At 62.8% G+C, this 18,473-nt stretch carries 19 protein-coding genes; 18 read left to right on the forward strand and 1 reads right to left on the reverse strand.

What is annotated here, in order from left to right:
- Nucleotides 1-33: 33 nt before the first annotated feature.
- From P8H27_RS02255 to fliT, 5 genes are all read left to right on the forward strand, one after another.
- Entirely contained in the window at nucleotides 34-408 is a 375-nt protein-coding gene (locus tag P8H27_RS02255) for a flagellar protein FlaG (protein WP_289634994.1), read from the forward strand.
- A gap of 83 nt (nucleotides 409-491) precedes the next feature.
- On the forward strand, nucleotides 492-1,910 hold the full coding sequence (gene fliD, locus P8H27_RS02260; protein ID WP_289634995.1) for a flagellar filament capping protein FliD: 1,419 nt from the start codon (nucleotides 492-494) through the stop codon (nucleotides 1,908-1,910).
- Between the two features lie 3 nt (nucleotides 1,911-1,913).
- Complete coding sequence (fliS, locus tag P8H27_RS02265) at nucleotides 1,914-2,300, forward strand: flagellar export chaperone FliS (protein ID WP_289634996.1); 387 nt, start codon at nucleotides 1,914-1,916, stop codon at nucleotides 2,298-2,300.
- A 156-nt stretch (nucleotides 2,301-2,456) separates the two neighbouring features.
- Nucleotides 2,457-2,837, forward strand: a complete 381-nt coding sequence (gene fliS, locus P8H27_RS02270) for a flagellar export chaperone FliS (RefSeq protein ID WP_289634997.1) — start codon at nucleotides 2,457-2,459, stop codon at nucleotides 2,835-2,837.
- A 28-nt stretch (nucleotides 2,838-2,865) separates the two neighbouring features.
- Nucleotides 2,866-3,162 carry a flagellar protein FliT gene (gene fliT, locus P8H27_RS02275; protein ID WP_289634998.1) on the forward strand — a complete coding sequence of 99 codons (297 nt, stop codon included), beginning with the start codon at nucleotides 2,866-2,868 and terminating at the stop codon, nucleotides 3,160-3,162.
- A 205-nt stretch (nucleotides 3,163-3,367) separates the two neighbouring features.
- Here the strand turns inward: fliT and P8H27_RS02280 are convergent, their stop codons facing one another.
- Nucleotides 3,368-3,619, reverse strand: a complete 252-nt coding sequence (locus tag P8H27_RS02280) for a hypothetical protein (RefSeq protein ID WP_289635219.1) — start codon at nucleotides 3,617-3,619, stop codon at nucleotides 3,368-3,370.
- On the opposite strand from P8H27_RS02280, the gene P8H27_RS02285 reads away from it, so the two are divergent.
- From P8H27_RS02285 to P8H27_RS02345, 13 genes are all read left to right on the forward strand, one after another.
- A complete protein-coding gene (locus tag P8H27_RS02285) occupies nucleotides 3,542-4,957 on the forward strand; it encodes a sigma-54 dependent transcriptional regulator (RefSeq protein WP_289635209.1) in 1,416 nt (471 codons plus the stop codon). The genes P8H27_RS02280 and P8H27_RS02285 overlap by 78 nt on opposite strands.
- A 499-nt stretch (nucleotides 4,958-5,456) precedes the next feature.
- The gene (locus P8H27_RS02290) at nucleotides 5,457-6,668 is read left to right on the forward strand and encodes a PAS domain-containing sensor histidine kinase (protein WP_374761320.1); all 1,212 of its coding nucleotides are present in this window, start codon (nucleotides 5,457-5,459) and stop codon (nucleotides 6,666-6,668) included.
- Between the two features lie 5 nt (nucleotides 6,669-6,673).
- A complete protein-coding gene (locus P8H27_RS02295; protein WP_289634999.1) occupies nucleotides 6,674-8,065 on the forward strand; it encodes a sigma-54 dependent transcriptional regulator in 1,392 nt (463 codons plus the stop codon).
- A 386-nt stretch (nucleotides 8,066-8,451) separates the two neighbouring features.
- Complete coding sequence (gene fliE, locus P8H27_RS02300) at nucleotides 8,452-8,781, forward strand: flagellar hook-basal body complex protein FliE (protein ID WP_289635000.1); 330 nt, start codon at nucleotides 8,452-8,454, stop codon at nucleotides 8,779-8,781.
- 16 nt (nucleotides 8,782-8,797) lie between these two features.
- Nucleotides 8,798-10,594 (forward strand): flagellar basal-body MS-ring/collar protein FliF, encoded by a 1,797-nt coding sequence (fliF, locus tag P8H27_RS02305; RefSeq protein ID WP_289635001.1) that lies wholly within the window; start codon nucleotides 8,798-8,800, stop codon nucleotides 10,592-10,594.
- Nucleotides 10,587-11,603: a flagellar motor switch protein FliG gene (fliG, locus tag P8H27_RS02310; RefSeq protein ID WP_289635002.1), complete on the forward strand. Its 1,017-nt coding sequence runs from the start codon at nucleotides 10,587-10,589 to the stop codon at nucleotides 11,601-11,603. The genes fliF and fliG overlap by 8 nt, the downstream gene beginning before the upstream one ends.
- A gap of 15 nt (nucleotides 11,604-11,618) precedes the next feature.
- Entirely contained in the window at nucleotides 11,619-12,404 is a 786-nt protein-coding gene (gene fliH, locus P8H27_RS02315) for a flagellar assembly protein FliH (RefSeq protein ID WP_289635003.1), read from the forward strand.
- Nucleotides 12,394-13,758, forward strand: coding sequence for a flagellar protein export ATPase FliI (fliI, locus tag P8H27_RS02320; RefSeq protein ID WP_289635004.1), 1,365 nt, complete (start codon nucleotides 12,394-12,396; stop codon nucleotides 13,756-13,758). Before fliH ends, fliI begins: the two co-directional genes overlap by 11 nt.
- Nucleotides 13,759-14,208: a flagellar export protein FliJ gene (gene fliJ, locus P8H27_RS02325; RefSeq protein ID WP_289635005.1), complete on the forward strand. Its 450-nt coding sequence runs from the start codon at nucleotides 13,759-13,761 to the stop codon at nucleotides 14,206-14,208.
- Nucleotides 14,209-14,346: 138 nt separating this feature from the next.
- Complete coding sequence (locus P8H27_RS02330) at nucleotides 14,347-14,652, forward strand: STAS domain-containing protein (RefSeq protein WP_289635006.1); 306 nt, start codon at nucleotides 14,347-14,349, stop codon at nucleotides 14,650-14,652.
- Between the two features lie 15 nt (nucleotides 14,653-14,667).
- Nucleotides 14,668-16,365, forward strand: coding sequence for a fused response regulator/phosphatase (locus P8H27_RS02335; protein ID WP_289635007.1), 1,698 nt, complete (start codon nucleotides 14,668-14,670; stop codon nucleotides 16,363-16,365).
- 30 nt (nucleotides 16,366-16,395) lie between these two features.
- Nucleotides 16,396-16,749, forward strand: coding sequence for an Hpt domain-containing protein (locus P8H27_RS02340; protein WP_289635008.1), 354 nt, complete (start codon nucleotides 16,396-16,398; stop codon nucleotides 16,747-16,749).
- A 181-nt stretch (nucleotides 16,750-16,930) separates the two neighbouring features.
- A complete protein-coding gene (locus tag P8H27_RS02345) occupies nucleotides 16,931-18,208 on the forward strand; it encodes a flagellar hook-length control protein FliK (protein ID WP_289635009.1) in 1,278 nt (425 codons plus the stop codon).
- Nucleotides 18,209-18,473: the final 265 nt, after the last annotated feature.

Here is an 18,473-nt window from a genome sequence, read left to right on the forward strand (position 1 = left end):
GCTACTCCCCGCTTTGCCATCTGAGGTGAGCTTATGGATATCAACGCAATAAACGGTTTCTCGTCGTCGAGCCCGGTCGTCCAGCCGTTGCGGGGCGAGGTAGTCCAGCATGCCGAAGGCGTTGCTGCGGGGGCTTTGGTGCGGGCCGAAAATGCACAGCAGCCCAGCCCGCCAGTGGAACCGGCACGTCAGCCGGTGGAAGAGGCGGTGTCGAGCATCAAGGAGTTCGCTCAGAGCATTCAGCGCAACCTGAATTTTGCCTTGGACGACTCGAGCGGTCGGGTGGTGGTCAAGGTCACCGATGCGGTTTCCGGTGACGTCATTCGGCAAATCCCCTCCGAAGATGCCCTGCGTCTGGCCGAAAGTCTGGAAGAAGTGCGCAGCCTGCTGTTCAAGGCTCAGGCGTAGACAGTACTCTTCTTGATGGCACGCTTCTTGATGGATGATGATTTTCCCGCAGTAAGCGTCAACCCTATGACGAGGTGGTCAGCATGGCAGGCATAACCGGTATTGGTTCCGGCATCGACATCAACAGCATCGTCGGTGCCATGGTCAGTGCAGAGAAGGCGCCCAAGGAGGCGCAGCTCGCGCGCCTGGAGAAAGCCTCCACCACCAAGTTCTCCGCGCTTGGCCAGCTCAAGGGTGCCCTGAGCGAGTTTCAGACCGCCATGAAGGATCTCAACAGCCTGGCGCTGTTCGAGAAGCGTACCGCTACCTCGTCCAATACCAGCGCGTTGACGGCTTCGGCCAGCAAAACCGCATTGGCTGGCAGCTATCAGGTGACGGTCGAGCGCCTGGCCAGCAGCAGCAAGGTGGCCACGGCGGCATTGGCCGGTGACTTTGCCGCGACTGCCGACGGCAAAATGACCGTCAAGCTCGGTGCTGCCGATGCGGGGGTGGAGGTCGATATCGCCTCGGGCGATACCCTGGTCGATATCCGCGACAAGCTCAACACGGCCCTGAAGGACAAGGGCATCACGGCGAATATCGTCAATAATCCGGCCGACGGTAAGTCGCGCCTGGTGCTAAACGCCAAGGAAACCGGCGCGGGCAAGGATATCTCGATCGAAACCGCCGATGCGGTCGTTGGTGTTGATGCCGGCTTGGCTGACTTGACGGTTGACGGCAGTATTCAGTCGGTGGGCGCCGGCGCCGGTTATCTGCAGCAGGCCGCCGATGCGGAGTTCACCGTTGATGGTCTGTCATTGAAGAGCCCGAGCAATACGGTCGACGCCGCCATCCCCGATGTCACCTTCACCCTGGTGGGCAAGACCGAGGTCGATAAGCCGCTGACCCTCGCAGTGGGTCAGGACAAGTCCGGGGTCACGGCCAATATCAAGAAATTCGTCGACGCCTATAACAAACTGATCAAAACCAGCAACGAACTGACCAACGTCACCCTGGTGGGCGAGGGCAAGCCGCCGGTAACGGGCGGCCTGGTCGGCGATGCCACGGTGCGCACCCTGCTCAGCGGCGTGCGTAACGAGCTGGTCAGCCCTGCCAGCCAGGAGGGCGTACGGGTGTTGGCCGATCTGGGTATCGCCACCCAGAAGGATGGCACCCTGAAGATCGACGACGCCAAGCTAAGCAAGGCGCTGACCGACAATTTCGATGCGGTGGGCAGCTTTTTCACCGGCGACAACGGCCTGATGAGTCGGGTGGATAAGCGCATCGATGGCTATATCCAGACCGGTGGCGTGCTCGAGCAGCGCATGAAGGGACTGCAGTCCACTATCAGCGATATCGACAAGCAAAAAGAAACGCTGACTCGCCGTGTCGCGCAGATGCAGACCCGCCTGTTCGCCCAGTTCAACGCCATGGATGCACTGGTCGGGCGCCTCAACGACACCAGTGCCCGATTGACCCAAGCCCTCGGCAGCCTGCCGGGCGTAGTGAAACAGGACAGCTAAGCCGTGAGCAAGCCAATCGATACCTACAAAACCGTCAAGAGCAGTCAGGACGTCAGCCCTTATCGTGCTGTGCAATTATTGCTCGACGGCGCTCTGGAGCGCATCTCCCTGGCGCTGCACGCCCAGCAGCAAGGCAGTCCCGATGTGCGCGGCGAGGCGGTGGGCACCACCCTGTCGATCATCGGCATTCTCCAGGCCAGCCTGGATAAGCAGTTGGGCGGCGAACTGGCGGATAATCTCGATGCGCTCTATGACTATATGACCCGGCGTCTGGCCGGTGTGGCGCTGGACAAGACCGCGCAGAGCCTGGAAGAGGTGCAGGGCTTGCTGGGGCAGATACGCGATGCCTGGGTCGCTATCGACCCTGAGGTCGAACCAGTAACCTCCTGAGAATCAAGGTGATTCATGGGCGTCCGGGAAAGATGCCTTCCCGATTTTTTTGGCGATTAAAATCAATCGGTTGTGTTATTTCCAGGTGGCCCTAAAGCTGCTGTTTGAACTGCCGATAACTGAAGTATTCCCGCACCACACTGGAGTACATTCAGCATGAACGCGATGGCAGCAATGCGGCAATATCAAACCGTCAACACCCAGGCCCAGGCCGTGGATGCCAGCCCGCATCGGCTGATCCAGATGTTGATGGAAGGCGGTCTGACCCGCATCGCCCAGGCGCGCGGCGCCATGGAGCGCGGGCAGACGGCGCTTAAGGGCGAGCTGATCGGCAAGGCCATCGGCATTGTCGGTGGCCTGCGCGAAGGTCTGGATCTGCAGCAGGGTGGCGAGTTGGCGGCCAATCTGGATAGCCTTTACCAATACATGCTTACCCGTTTGCTGGAAGCCAATGTGAAGAATGAGGCCGCGCCCTTGGATGAAGTGGCCGGTCTGCTGCGTAATGTGAAGTCCGGTTGGGATGCGATCAGCCAGTGACAGTGTTCGGCGCTTGAGGAGCATGTTCATGAATTCATCTGTCCAGCGGCTGGAAGAGACTGGTAGCGCTCTGCGCACCGCACTGGCCACCCAGGATTGGGCGGCCATTGGCGAGCTGGATCAGCAATGCCGCCAAGCCGTCGACGAGGCGATGGTCGATGCCGTGCAGGACGAGGACGTGCTGCGCGCGCGCATGCAGGAGTTGCTCGACCTGTACCGCGAACTGGTCAGCGTTTGTCAGTCGGAGCAGCGACGCCTGGCGGGCGAGCTGATGCAGTTGAACCAGGCTCAGCAAGGGGCCAAGGTTTACCAGCTGTTCGGTTGATGGGTTGGCTGTGGTTTGCCGATCTGGAACAGCCCGCAATCCGTTGGGGCATTCGCCGCAGGCAGTGCGCCGTGGTTTATCGGTGCGGCATAAATTCGGCGGGTGGGTTGTTAATCTGCGCGGCTGGTTTTTTGTGATCGGTAGTGCTCTTGTTTCCCCTTCTTGCAAACAATCGTTTAGCAATCTGCCGAGAAAAGCAAAAAAATCACGCCATAAAATTGACTCTGTGCGATAAATTGATTTTACTAGCGGCCAATTGCCAGCGCAGTTGTCGTGTTCGACAGAGTGCGCTTCCGTTCGCACCCAGGATCAGATCAAACATATGTGGCGTGAAACGAAAATTCTGCTGATTGACGATGACAGTGAGCGACGTCGCGATTTGACGGTCATTCTGAATTTCCTGGGTGAAGATCATCTCGCGTGTGGCAGCCATGATTGGCAGGATACGGTTGCTCAATTGGCCTCCAGCCGGGAGGTGCTGAGCGTATTGCTCGGTGATGTGCAGGCCAAGGGCGGTGTCCTCGAGATGCTCAAGCAGGTTGCGGCTTGGGATGAGTTCCTGCCGGTTCTGCTGATCGACGAGCATGCGCCTGCGGAGTGGCCGGAAGAGTCGCGGCGCCGCGTGCTGGCCACCCTGGAGATGCCGCTTAGCTACAACAAACTGCTCGACTCCCTGCACCGCGCTCAGGTCTATCGCGAGATGTACGACCAGGTGCGCGAGCGCGGTCGTCAGCGTGAACCAAATCTGTTCCGTAGCCTGGTGGGCACCAGCCGCGCTATTCAGCAGGTGCGCCAGATGATGCAGCAGGTGGCCGATACCGAGGCCAGCGTGCTGATTCTCGGTGAGTCGGGCACCGGTAAAGAAGTGGTGGCGCGCAACCTGCACTATCACTCCCGGCGTCGAGAGGCGCCTTTCGTGCCGATCAACTGCGGCGCGATTCCCGCGGAGCTGCTGGAAAGCGAACTGTTCGGGCATGAGAAGGGTGCCTTTACCGGCGCGATCACCAGCCGTGCCGGGCGTTTCGAGTTGGCCAACGGCGGCACTCTGTTCCTCGATGAAATCGGCGACATGCCGCTGTCGATGCAGGTCAAGCTGCTGCGGGTGTTGCAGGAGCGCACCTACGAGCGGGTGGGCAGCAACAAGACGCAAAGTGCCGATGTGCGCATCATTGCCGCCACCCACAAGAATCTGGAAGAGATGATCGAGGCGGGCAGTTTTCGCGAGGATCTCTACTACCGGTTGAATGTGTTCCCCATCGAAATGGCGCCGCTGCGCGAGCGGATCGAAGATATTCCCCTGCTGATGAACGAGCTGATCTCGCGCATGGAGCACGAGAAGCGCGGTTCGATCCGCTTCAACTCGGCGGCGATCATGTCGCTGTGCCGGCATGACTGGGCGGGTAACGTGCGCGAACTGGCCAACCTGGTCGAGCGCATGGCGATCATGCACCCCTATGGGGTGATCGGCGTGGGCGAGTTGCCGAAGAAGTTCCGCCCCGTCGACGATGAGGGCGAGGACTTGGCCACCAGCCTGCGCGAGGAGCTGGAGGAGCGTGCGGCCATCATCGGCGGGCTGCCGGGGGTCAGCACGCCAGCCATGCTGCCGGCCGAAGGCCTCGACTTGAAAGACTACCTGGGTAACCTCGAGCAGGGCTTGATCCAGCAGGCGCTGGATGACGCCGGCGGTGTGGTGGCCCGCGCGGCAGAGCGCTTGCGCATTCGTCGCACCACCCTGGTCGAGAAGATGCGCAAGTACGGCATGAGCCGCCGCGACGACGAAGTGCTGGAAGACTGATGCCGTAGGGCGTCAGCCGTTACGCCGCCGCTGATGGGTTACGCCGCACGCAAAACGCGGTCTTGAGCGCAGCTCTGTGGCGGCTAACCCATCCGGGTCTGCTTCAGCGCCTTCAAGGCCAATCGCGGCTAAAGCCCCTTCCACTAGTGTCACGACAGGCTTCAAATGTCGCAAACCTGTAGGAGCACGCCATGCGTGCGAATCGCCGGCATGGCCGGCTCCTACAAGCCGATGCATGGGACTCCACAACAAATGATCTGTGACGCGACACTAGAGTCCGGTGTTGAACCGACATTTCAAGGTTGTCGCGACACTCGCCGGCGGCCGCCGAGTCAGGGTCTTGGCGCCACTGCATTCTATTCAGCCGGGGCTTTGACGTATTTGCCTGTCTTGTTTTTCAAGTCATTGAAAAACAAGTAGTTATTTTTAGGCACGGGTATTGCTATCTCTCTGCTAACTGACTGTCTTATGACGGCTCGCCAGGCGAGAGAGAATGATGATGCCCAACGCCCAACCCCTCCATAGCGCTGAACTCGAACCTGCCGCCGTCCAGGAACTGGCCAATCGCGCCAGCCTGGAACAGGCCTTTGTGCGGTTCCATCAGATGTCGACCCAGCTCAGCGAGTCCTACAGCATGCTGGAGGATCGGGTGGCCGAGTTGAAGGGGCAACTGGCCCTGGTCAGCGCCCAGCGCATGCAGGAACTGGCCGAGAAGGAGCGTCTGGCGCACCGCCTGCAAAGCCTGCTGGATTTGCTCCCGGGCGGGGTTATCGTCATCGACGCTCAGGGGGTGGTGCGCGAAGCCAATCCGGTGGCGCGTAACCTGCTCGGTCAGCCGCTGGTCGGCATGCTCTGGCGCCAGGTGATCGCGCGCAACTTCGCTCCACGCGAGGACGATGGCCACGAAATCTCCCTGAAAGACGGTCGACGCCTGTCGATTGCCACCCGTTCGTTGCAAGGCGAGCCGGGCCAGTTGGTGTTGCTCACCGACCTGACGGAAACCCGGCGCTTGCAGGATCAGTTGGCGCGCCATGAGCGCTTGTCCGCGCTGGGGCGCATGGTCGCCTCCCTGGCTCACCAGATCCGTACGCCGCTCTCGGCGGCGTTGCTCTATGCCAGCCATTTGACCGAGCAGGTGTTGCCGGTCGAACAGCAGCAGCGCTTCGCCGGGCGTTTGAAAGAGCGTCTGCATGAGCTGGAGCACCAGGTGCGCGACATGCTGGTGTTCGCCCGCGGCGACCTGCCGTTGCCGGATCGTTTGACGCCCAAGGCATTGTTCGAAGCCTTGCAGGCGGCGGCCGAGCCCCATGTGTGCGGCATGAGGGTGCGTTGGCAGTGCGACAGCCGTGACGGCGAGTTGCTGTGCAACCGCGACACCCTGGTCGGCACCGTGCTCAACCTGGTCGAGAATTCGATTCAGGCTGGCGGGCGCGAGGCGCACCTGAAGATTCACCTGTATCAGCGCGGCAACAGCTTGCGCCTGTGCATCAGCGACAACGGCCCGGGCATCGACAGCGTGACTCTGGCGCGCTTGGGCGAACCCTTCTTTACCACCAAGACCACCGGTACCGGTCTTGGCCTGGCTGTGGTCAAGGCCGTGGCGCGCGCCCATCGCGGCGAGCTGCAGTTGCGTTCGCGGATCGCGCGCGGCACCTGCGCCTTATTGATTTTGCCGCTGATTCCCGCGGCGCAACCTTGGATTCAGGAGTAATACCCATGGCTGCCAAAGTTCTGCTGGTCGAAGACGACCGCTCCCTGCGCGAAGCCCTGGCCGATACCCTGGCGCTGGGCGGTCACGATTACCATGCGGTGAACTGTGCCGAGGCGGCGCTCGCGGCCCTGGCGCAAGAGCCCTTCGGCCTGGTGGTCAGCGATGTGAATATGCCGGGCATGGACGGTCACCAGTTATTGGCCCTGATCCGCCAGCGCCAGCCGCAATTGCCGGTGTTGCTGATGACGGCTTTCGCGGCGGTCGAGCGCGCGGTGGATGCGATACGCCAGGGGGCGGCGGATTACCTGGTCAAGCCGTTCGAGCCGAAGACCCTGTTGGCGTTGGTCGAGCGGCATGCCCTCGGGCGTGTGGCGGCGACCGAGCAGGACGGCCCGGTAGCGCTGGAGCCGGCCAGCGTGCAGTTGCTCGAGCTGGCGACGCGGGTGGCGCAGAGCGATTCGACGGTGTTGATCACCGGCGAGTCGGGTACCGGCAAGGAGGTGTTGGCGCGCTACATTCACCAGCAGTCGCCACGGGCGGCGAAACCCTTCATTGCCATCAACTGCGCGGCGATTCCCGACAACATGCTCGAAGCCACGCTGTTTGGCCATGAGAAGGGCGCCTTCACCGGTGCCATCGCCAGCGCGCCGGGCAAGTTCGAACTGGCCGAGGGCGGCACCATTTTGCTCGATGAAATTTCCGAAATGCCGCAAGGTTTGCAGGCCAAGTTGCTGCGCGTGCTGCAGGAGCGTGAAGTGGAGCGGGTCGGTGGGCGCAAGCCGATCAGCCTGGACATTCGGGTGCTGGCTACCAGCAACCGCGACCTGGCGGGCGAGGTGGCGGCTGGGCGTTTCCGTGAGGATCTCTACTATCGCCTGTCGGTCTTCCCGTTGGCCTGGCAGCCGTTGCGCCAGCGCCCGGCCGACATCCTGCCGTTGGCCGAGCGATTGCTGGCCAAGCACGTCAAAAAAATGAATCGCGCGCCTATTCGTCTTTCGCCGCAGGCGCAGGCGAGCCTGCTGAGTCATGCCTGGCCGGGTAACGTGCGTGAGCTGGACAACGCCATTCAACGCGCGCTGATCCTGCAGCAGGGCGGCTTGATCCAGCCGCAGGATCTGTGCCTGCTCGCCCCGGCTGGCAGTGTCGTGCCTGTGCCCACGCCGTTGCCGGCGAGCATCCCGGTGACGCCGGAGGCCGTTGCGGCCGAGGCTGGGGCCTTGGGTGAAGACCTGCGCCGACACGAATTCCAGGTGATCATCGACATCCTGCGTTCCGAGCGCGGTCGCCGTAAGGAAGCCGCCGAACGCCTGGGGATCAGCCCGCGCACCCTGCGTTACAAGCTGGCGCAAATGCGCGATGCCGGTATGGATGTGGAGGCCTATCTGTTTGCCAGCTAGCGCTGGCAGCGGTAAGCCATAAGCGTGGCAAGTCCGCTATCGCCGCGGGTCGCGCCTCCTACAGGGATTGGTGGTGTCTGCTGCTTTTGTAGGAGGGTCGACCTCGGCGCGATGCTTTTGCCTGTTGAGCGGACGTTGTCCGCTATCGCCGCGGGTCGCGCCTCCTACAGGGATTGGTGGTGTCTGCTGCTTTTGTAGGGGGGCGACCTCGGCGCGATGCTGTTGCTTGTGGGCGAACCTTGTCCGCCAATCGCCGCGAGGTCGCGCCTCCTACGAGGGAATGCGCTGTCTGCTCCCCCGTTGCCTCCTTACCTGGCACCTTTGTTGCAGTTACCTCTAGCAAGCGCCGCGCAGTGTCAAAAAACCGCGGCCAGTGGAGGAAGGTCATGAGCCAGGGTATTGAATTCAATCGCTTGATGCTGGAAATGCGTTCCATGCAAACCGAGGCCATGGCGCGGCAAAAGCCTGTCGCCAGCGCCCCGCAGGTGGGCGCGCCGAGCTTCTCGGATATGCTCGGTCAGGCGGTGAACAAGGTTAACGAAACCCAGCAGACTTCCAATCAACTGGCCACGGCCTTTGAAATGGGCAAGAGTGGCGTGGATTTGAGCGATGTGATGATCGCCTCGCAGAAAGCCAGCGTGTCTTTCCAGGCCATGACCCAGGTTCGCAACAAACTGGTTCAGGCGTATCAAGACATCATGCAGATGCCGGTTTAAGGGTAGGTTCTAAATCATGGCCGACGCACTCGCCACCACCGTTCCCGCCACCACCGCTGGCAATGATTCGAGCAAGCCGCTGTTCGGCCTGGCGTTTCTGGAAAACCTCTCGGATATGTCGATGCTGCGCCAGCTCGGCCTGTTGGTCGGCCTGGCCGCCAGCGTGGCAATTGGTTTTGCCGTGGTGCTCTGGTCGCAGCAGCCCGATTACCGTCCGCTGTATGGCAGCCTGGAAGGGATGGACGCGTCCCAGGTCATGCAAACCCTGAGCGCCGCCGACATCAGCTATACCGTCGAACCCAGTTCTGGCGCCCTGTTGGTCAAGGCCGATGACCTGGCGCGGGCGCGCATGCGTCTGGCCGCTGCCGGCGTGGCGCCGAGCGATAACAATGTCGGCTTCGAGATTCTCGACAAGGAGCAGGGGCTCGGCACCAGCCAATTCATGGAGGCCACCCGTTATCGCCGCGGCCTGGAAGGCGAGTTGGCGCGTACCGTGTCCAGCCTCAATAACGTCAAGGCGGCGCGGGTGCACCTGGCGATTCCGAAAGGTTCGGTGTTCGTGCGTGACGAGCGCAAGCCCAGCGCCTCGGTACTGGTCGAGTTGTATTCGGGCCGCGCCCTGGAACCGAGCCAGGTGATGGCGATCATCAATCTGGTGGCCACCAGCGTGCCCGAACTGGACAAGGCGCAGGTCACGGTGGTCGACCAGAAAGGCAACCTGCTGTCCGATCAGCAGGAGATGTCCGAGCTGAGCATGGCCGGCAAGCAGTTCGACTACAGCCGGCGCATGGAGAGCCTGCTGACCCAGCGGGTGCACAATATCCTCCAGCCGGTGCTGGGCTCCGGGCGTTACAAGGCCGAAGTGTCGGCCGACGTGGACTTCAGCGCGGTCGAGTCCACCTCGGAGATGTTCAACCCCGATCAGCCGGCGTTGCGCAGTGAGCAACAGGTCAATGAACAGCGCAGCAGCGCCAGCCTGGCGCCGCAAGGGATTCCGGGGGCGCTGAGCAATCAGCCACCGGGCGCCGCAACGGCACCCCAGCAGGCCGGTGGCGCGGCAGCCGCCGGTGGGGCGATCGCCCCGGGCCAGCCGTTGCTGGACGTCAACGGCCAGCAGGTCATGGATCCTGCGACCGGTCAGCCGATGCTGGCGCCGTTCCCGGCGGACAAGCGCGAGCAGTCGACGCGCAATTTCGAACTGGATCGCTCGATCAGCTACACCAAGCAGCAGCAGGGGCGTCTGCGCCGGCTGTCGGTGGCGGTGGTGGTCGACGATCAGTTCAAGGTCGATGCGGCCACCGGCGAAATCAGCCGCACGCCCTGGAGCAGCGACGAATTGGCGCGCTTCACCCGCCTGGTACAGGACTCGGTCGGCTTCGACGCCAGTCGCGGCGACAGCGTCAGCGTGATCAACACGCCGTTTTCCGCGGTGCTGGGCGAGGAGATCGCCGATATTCCGTTCTACACCCAGCCCTGGTTCTGGGACATCGTCAAGCAGGTGCTCGGCGTGTTGTTCATCCTGGTGCTGGTGTTCGGCGTGTTGCGCCCGGTGTTGAACAACATCACCGCTGGCGGCAAAGGCCGCGAGCTGACGGCTGGCGGTCGCCATGGCGATGTCGAATTGGGCGAGATGGGCGGCCTCAATGGCGAGCTGTCCGAGGATCGGGTCAGCCTCGGCGGCCCGCAAAGCATCCTCCTGCCTAGCCCGAGCGAGGGGTATGATGCGCAGCTCAATGCAATCAAGAGCCTGGTAGCGGAAGATCCGGGCCGCGTGGCACAGGTGGTGAAAGAGTGGATCAACGCCGATGAGTGAGAACCGTACAGCCGCCAAGTTGAGCAAGGTCGAGAAGGCCGCGATCCTCTTGCTTTCGCTCGGTGAAACCGATGCCGCCCAGGTGTTGCGCCATCTCGGGCCGAAGGAAGTGCAGCGGGTTGGCGTGGCCATGGCCGGCATGCGTAACGTGCACCGCGAGAAGGTCGAACAGGTGATGGGCGAGTTCGTCGACATCGTCGGCGACCAGACCAGCGTCGGCGTGGGCGCCGACGGCTATATCCGCAAGATGCTGACCCAGGCCCTCGGCGAAGACAAAGCCGGCAACCTGATCGACCGCATCCTGCTCGGCGGCAGCACCAGCGGCCTGGACAGCCTGAAATGGATGGAGCCGCGCGCGGTGGCCGACGTGATCCGCTACGAGCATCCGCAGATCCAGGCGATCGTGGTGGCCTACCTCGACCCCGACCAGGCCGGCGAAGTGCTCGGTCACTTCGACCACAAGGTGCGCCTGGATATCGTCCTGCGCGTGTCCTCGCTGAACACCGTGCAGCCGGCGGCGCTCAAGGAACTCAACCAGATTCTCGAAAAGCAGTTCTCCGGCAGCTCCAACAGCACCCGCGCCACCATGGGCGGGGTCAAGCGCGCGGCCGACATCATGAACTTCCTCGACAGTTCGGTCGAAGGCCAGTTGATGGATTCGATCCGCGAAGTCGACGAGGATCTGTCCAGCCAGATCGAGGATCTGATGTTCGTCTTCGACAACCTGGCCGAGGTCGATGATCGCGGTATCCAGGCACTGCTGCGCGAAGTCTCCTCCGATGTGCTGGTGCTGGCGCTCAAGGGCGCGGACGAGGCGATCAAGGAAAAGGTGTTCAAGAACATGTCCAAGCGCGCGGCCGAACTGCTGCGCGACGATCTGGAAGCCAAGGGCCCGGTGCGGGTCAGCGACGTGGAAACGGCGCAGAAGGAAATTCTCACCATTGCCCGGCGCATGGCCGAAGCCGGGGAAATCGTCCTCGGTGGCAAGGGTGGCGAAGAGATGGTTTAACCGGAGAAGATCGACATGGCCTCCAAGGAAGCGCCCAGCGAGTTGATTCGCGCCCAGGACATCGGTGTTATCGATCGCTGGGCATTGCCCCGCTTCGACCCGCAGGTCGAGGATACCGTCCCTGATCCGCTGAGCGAGGCGGCCGCGGCGCTGCCGGCCGAGTCCGAGGACGTGGCCCTGGAAGACGTCAAGCCCTTGACGCTGGATGAGCTGGAGGCGATTCGCCAGGATGCTTACAACGAAGGCTTCAGCGCCGGCGAGAAGGACGGTTACCACAGCGGCCAACTGAAAGCCAAGCAAGAGGCCGATGCCGCGCTGGCGAACAAGATGCTCGCCGTGGAGCAGTTGATGCAACAGCTGTTCGAGCCGATTGCCGAGCAGGATCAGCAACTGGAAGTGGCGCTGGTCAACCTGGTCAGCCACATGGCCAGGGAGGTGATCCAGCGCGAGCTGAACAGCGATTCCAGCCAGATTCGCCAGGTTCTGCGCGAAGCCCTCAAATTGCTGCCGATGGGCGCGGGCAACGTGCGTATCCAGCTCAATCCGCAAGACTTCGAGATGGTCAAGGCCTTGCGCGAACGGCATGAGGAAAGCTGGCGGATTGTCGAAGACGAGGCCTTGCTGCCCGGTGGCTGCCGGGTCGAAAGCGAACACAGCCGCATCGATGCCAGTATCGAAACCCGTCTCGGCCAGGCGCTCAAGCAGCTGTTCGAGCAGCAGCGCGAACAAGCCACGCACCCGCTCCCGGCGGATATTCGGCTCGACCTGGACGAGGCCAAGGAACCCTCCCATGCGTCTTGAGCGCACCAGCTTCGCCAGGCGTATGGCCGGTTACAGCGCGGTGCTGCAGTTGCCCAGCCAGCCAGTGGTCGAGGGGCGTTTGCAGCGCATGGTCGGCCTGACCCTGGAGGCCGAAGGCCTGCGTGCCGCCCTCGGCAGCCGCTGCCTGGTGATCAACGATGACAGCTACCACCCGGTGCAGGTCGAGGCCGAGGTGATGGGTTTTGCCAACGGCAAGAGCTACCTGATGCCGGTCGGCAGCCTGATGGGCATAGCGCCGGGCGCCCGGGTGGTACCGCTGCCGGACAGCGGGCGTTTGCCGATGGGCATGTCGATGCTCGGCCGGGTGCTCGACGGCACCGGCCAGGCGCTGGATGGCAAGGGCCGGATGAAGGCCGAGGACTGGGTGCCCTTGGATGGGCCGACGATCAACCCGCTCAAGCGTCACCCGATCGACCAGCCGCTGGATGTCGGCATCCGCAGCATCAACGGCCTGCTCACGGTCGGGCGCGGCCAGCGCATCGGCCTGTTCGCCGGCACCGGGGTCGGCAAGAGCGTGCTGCTGGGCATGATGACGCGCTTCACCGAGGCCGAGATCATCGTGGTCGGCCTGATCGGCGAACGGGGCCGCGAGGTCAAGGAGTTCATCGACGAGATCCTCGGCGCGGAGGGCATCAAGCGTTCGGTGGTGGTCGCCTCGCCCGCCGACGATGCGCCGCTGATGCGTCTGCGTGCGGCGATGTATTGCACGCGCATCGCCGAGTACTTTCGCGACAAGGGCAAGAACGTGCTGCTGCTGATGGATTCGCTGACGCGCTTCGCCCAGGCCCAGCGCGAGATCGCCCTGGCCATCGGCGAGCCGCCGGCGACCAAGGGTTACCCGCCGTCGGTGTTCGCCAAACTGCCCAAGCTGGTCGAGCGCGCCGGTAATGCCGAAGAGGGCGGCGGCTCGATCACGGCGTTCTACACCGTATTGAGTGAAGGCGACGATCAGCAGGATCCGATTGCCGATGCGGCGCGTGGCGTGCTCGATGGCCACATCGTGCTGTCGCGGCGCCTGGCCGAGGAGGGCCACTACCCGGCCATCGACATCGAAGCCTCGATCAGCCGGGTCATGCCGCAAGTGGTGACCCGCGAACACCAGCGCAGCGCGCAACGCTTCAAGCAACTGTGGGCGCGTTATCAGCAGAGCCGCGACCTGATCAGCGTTGGCGCCTACGTGCCGGGTGGCGACGCCGATACCGACCTGGCCATCGCGCGCCAGCCGGCGATGGTCAAATACCTGCGCCAGAGCCTGGGCGAAAGTGAGAGTCTGGAGCGCAGCGGTGCGTTGCTGGCGGCGACCTTCAACCCCAGCGCCGCGACAGGAGGCTAAGTGTCGACCAGTCGCGCCGGGCGCTTGGCGCCGGTGATCGCCATGGCCGAGCGTGCCGAGCGCGAGGCCGCCATACAGCTCGGTCATTGCCAGGGGCTGTTGAGCCAGGCCCAGGTCAAGCTGGGCGAGTTGGAAGATTACCGCGGCGATTATCAGCAACAGTGGATCAGCGAGGGTCAGCGCGGCGTTTCCGGGCAGTGGCTGATGAACTATCAGCGTTTTCTTTCCCAGCTGGAAAGCGCCATCGGCCAGCAGCGGCAGAGCGTGGCCTGGCATGCCAACAACCTGGACAAGGTGCGCGCGGCCTGGCAACAGCGCTATGCGCGCCTGGAAGGCCTGCGCAAGTTGGTGCAGCGTTATCGGGAAGAGGCCCGCCTGAGCGCGGACAAACGCGAGCAAAAGCTCCTCGACGAGTTGGCGCAGCGCATACATCGGGGCGATTCGGCTTGATTGCCAGTTGCCGCAGGCGCCAGCGAGTGCTACATGTTGAACGCACGGATCGGACATTCAGGCCGATTCACGCGCGCTAACCATCGCGGAACGCGGTTTGGGTGTGATCAACCGTTTTGCTGGAGTAAGGAGCTCAGTATGGCCATTACCTCGCTGCCCTCGTCTGATGGGCAAGAGTTGACCATTGTGATTCAAGGACGTTTCGATTTCGGCGCGCACCAGGAGTTTCGTAACGCCTACGAGCGCGTCAACCTCAGCCCCAAACGCTATCGGGTGGATCTCAAGGACACGACCTATCTGGACAGCTCGGCGCTGGGTATGTTGCTGTTGTTGCGCGATCACGCGGGGGGCGATCACGCGCAAATCTGCCTGCTCAACTGCAATCCGGATGTGCGCAAGATTCTCGCCATCTCCAACTTCGAACAGTTGTTCCAGATCGCCTAGGGCGAGCCCCTGACCATGCCCGCGCGTCTGTCTATTCTGATCGCCGAGGACAACGCGGCCGACCGTATGCTGTTGTCGACCATCGTCAGTCGCCAGGGCCATCGCAGTTTGACCGCCAGTAATGGCCTGGAAGCGCTTGCCTTGTTCGAGCAGGAGCGCCCGCAACTGGTGTTGATGGACGCCCTGATGCCGGTCATGGATGGCTTCGAGGCGGCGCGGCGGATCAAGCAAATGGCCGGCGAGGAGCTGGTGCCGATCATCTTCCTGACCTCGCTGAGCGAAGGCGAAGCGCTGGTGCGCTGCCTGGAGGCGGGTGGCGACGACTTTCTCGCCAAACCCTACAACCGGGTGATCCTCGAGGCCAAGATCAATGCCATGGATCGCTTGCGCCGCCTGCAGGAGACCGTGCTGCAACAGCGCGACCTGATCGCCCAGCACAACGAGTACCTGCTCAACGAACAGCGTGTGGCCAAGGCGGTGTTCGACAAGGTGGCGCATTCCGGTTGCCTCGCGGCGTCGAATATCCGCTACCTGCAATCGCCTTATGCGTTGTTCAACGGCGACCTGCTGCTGGCTGCGTTCAAGCCTTCCGGCGGCATGCACGTACTGCTCGGCGATTTCACCGGCCACGGCCTGCCGGCGGCAATCGGCGCCATGCCGCTGGCCGAGGTGTTCTATGGCATGACCGCCAAGGGCTACTCCATGGCGGAGATCCTGCGCGAGATCAACGCCAAGCTCAAACGCACCCTGCCGCTGGGCGTGTTCTGCTGTGCCACCCTGCTCAATATCAGCTTCCAGCGCCGGGTCGTGGAGGTGTGGAGTGGCGGTTTGCCGGATGGCTACCTGCTGTGCGCCAACGGCGGTAAGCGGATTCCCCTGGTGTCGCGGCATCTGCCGTTGGGAATCTTGGAACCGACGGCGTTCAATGACCGTTACGAGGTTTACCCGCTGGAGTTGGGCGACCGGATTTTCCTGCTCTCCGATGGCGTGCTGGAAGCCTGCAACCAGCAGGGCGAGTTGTTCGGCGAGCAACGCCTGCTCCGGGTGTTTGCCGCCAATCGACAGCCGGCGCAGCTGTTCGCGGAAATTCAGCAGGAGTTGCTGCGGTTTCGTGGCGAACTGCAAGACGATGTCAGCCTGGTCGAAGTCAGCATGGTCGAGGATGGCGCCTTGAACCGTGGGCCATTGACCTTCACCGGCAGTGGCCAGAACAGCCCGCTGGATTGGTCGGCGAATTTCGAGTTTCGTGGCGAAACCCTGCGCTGCTTCAATCCGCTGCCGTTCCTGTTGCAGTTGCTGCTCGAGGTCGAAGGGCTGCAGCCGCAGGCTGGGGCGCTCTATAGCGTGCTCGCCGAACTCTACTCGAATGCCCTGGAGCATGGGGTGCTGCGGCTGGATTCGAGCCTGAAGAGCGATGCCGAAGGCTTTGCCGAGTATTACCTGCAGCGCAGCGCACGTCTGGCCCAGTTGGCTGAGGGTTATGTGCGTTTCCATCTGCATGTGCTCTCCGAAGCAAGCGGAGGACGCTTGATCGTGCGGGTCGAAGACAGTGGTTCTGGTTTCGATGGGCAGACGATTCTGGAGCAGCAATTGACCCTGGACGGCCTGTGTGGGCGTGGCCTGGCCCTGGTTCGCCAGCTGAGCGAGCGCTGTAGCTGGCCGGCGGATGGGCAGGGGGTCTGCGTGGAGTTTTCCTGGTTGTCTGGGGCATAATCCCGCGCCTGGTGATCAGGGAGTGAACAGATGGCCGATATTCATCTCGATAGCGCGGTGTTGGTCGCGTTGCAGGATGTCATGGCGGATGAGTATCCGGCGTTACTGGATACCTACCTGGCGGATTCCGAAGAGCGTCTGCGCTTGCTGCGCGAAGCCCAGCGCACGGCTGACGCGCAGGCGCTGCGTTTGGCTGCGCACAGCTTCAAAGGCAGCTGCAGCAATATGGGGGCGCCCATGCTTGCCAGCTTGTGCATGCAACTGGAAGAAGTCGGCCGGCGCGAGTTGTTGGCCGAGGCTTCCGAGCTGATTGAGCAGCTCGAGCGTGAATTTGCCATTGTGCGCATCTTGTTCAAGTCCGAGCGTCAACGTTATCGGCGTTGAGGCCGCATCACGGTTCCCGCGCTACGCCGGCGCGATCCGTAGCCAATAGCGCGTCCTGCGCCGGCCTGAGCAATGGTTTATTGCAGGCCACCCATCAGTCCCTGTTCTTCGTGCGGCTCGTCGATGTTGGCCCGGCCTTTGCTAGGCCTATGCCACGATCCCGTTTGAATGGAGAATGTCCATGGCCGTCGCCCCCGATCCGCTCTTGCGCTCGGCACCGCAAATAAAGCCGAAGACGTCTGCGGGCAAAGCCCCGGAAAGACCGGCCGAGCCCCGCAAGAACGAGGCTTCCAGTTTTGCCCAGGTGTACGCCAAGGAGCATCAGGCGAAAGCAACAGAGCGCAGCGATGCCTCTGCCAAGCCTAATCGTGCTCCGAAATCCGAGACGCAGGACGCACAAAACCCGCCGGCCGCAGAGGCGGCGGCTGTCGTTCAGCAGCCGGAGTTTGCCGATAGCGGCAAGCTTTTGCCGAGCGATGCGGGGGGGGATGTTTCTGCTCTCGATGCGATGCTGGCACTGGGTCTGCCCGGCCAGCAATCGCTCGCTGACGAAGCGGCGGATCTCGGGCTCGACCTGGAACTCGCTGGCGAGCCGCAACCGTTGCCGACCGCGGTTCTGGCGGATGCCTGGCCGGCGCAGTTGCCGGCGGCGAACGGCGATCCCGAGCTGGATGCGCTGGAGCAACTGCCGGCCGTGCGTATGGCCCTGGAATCGGCTGGCCAAGCCAAGGCCGCCGTCACCGAGCAGAGCGCGCCAGGCAGTCTGGCGACGCAAGCGGCGCAGGGCGCCGGACAAGGCTTTGCCAGCGCGATCGCGGCCATGGGCTCTGAGCAGGCGGAGCCGGAGCTCGACTTGGCGTCGACCGAGCTGAGCGCGCCGGGCCTGGAGGCGCTCAAGGAAAGCGCCGCCGACACCCGGCCGGAAAACTTCGTCGCCAGGCTCAGTGCGCTGAGTCAGGCCGTTGCCCAGCAGACCGCGCCAGCGCCCCGTGCCGGACTGATGGCCGGCCAGCCGGTGGCCATGCAGCAGGCCGGTTGGGGCGAGGCGGTGGTGGATCGGGTGATGTTGCTCTCCAGCCAGAACCTCAAGTCCGCCGAAATTCAACTCGATCCGGCCGAACTGGGACGTCTGGAGGTGCGCATCAGCGTCAATCAGGAGCAGACCCAGGTTAACTTCGCCAGCGCCAACGCCGGGGTTCGTGAGGCCCTGGAAGGGCAGATGCACCGTCTGCGTGAGCTGTTCACCCAGCAAGGCATGAACCTGCTCGATGTGAACGTTTCCGACCAGTCGCTCAACCGTGGTTGGCAGGGACAGGGGCAGGGCGGCGAGGCTGGGGGCCGTGGCGAGACGGGCAATGAGCGGCTGGCTGGCGTTGACGAGGAGCATGCGCCCCAGGGCGTGGAACTCAACAGCAGCCTGCCCGGCAGTGGGCGTGGCATGGTCGATTATTACGCTTAACGAGCTGCCCATGAATAGCATTGACGCTAAATAGTAAGTTGGGCCGCGCAGGCTTCGCACCATGAAGCCCGTAGGTTAATTGTGCTGGGTTTCGTTTGTCAGTATCCGTCGGCAAGATTTGCAGGTTCGATGGCATGAGCATATAGGGCACGCGCCAGGTGCATATTGCGGGAGGGCAACCTTATTCGGGCCTGGCAGGCGCGGATAGCATGGCCATATGCCATGCCCTGTGGCGCTTGTTAAGATGTGCCTGGTAGGGATGTAG

It is taken from the genome of Pseudomonas sp. sp1636 (genome assembly GCF_030376615.1).
In the GTDB taxonomy this organism is placed as follows: Bacteria; Pseudomonadota; Gammaproteobacteria; order Pseudomonadales; family Pseudomonadaceae; genus Aquipseudomonas.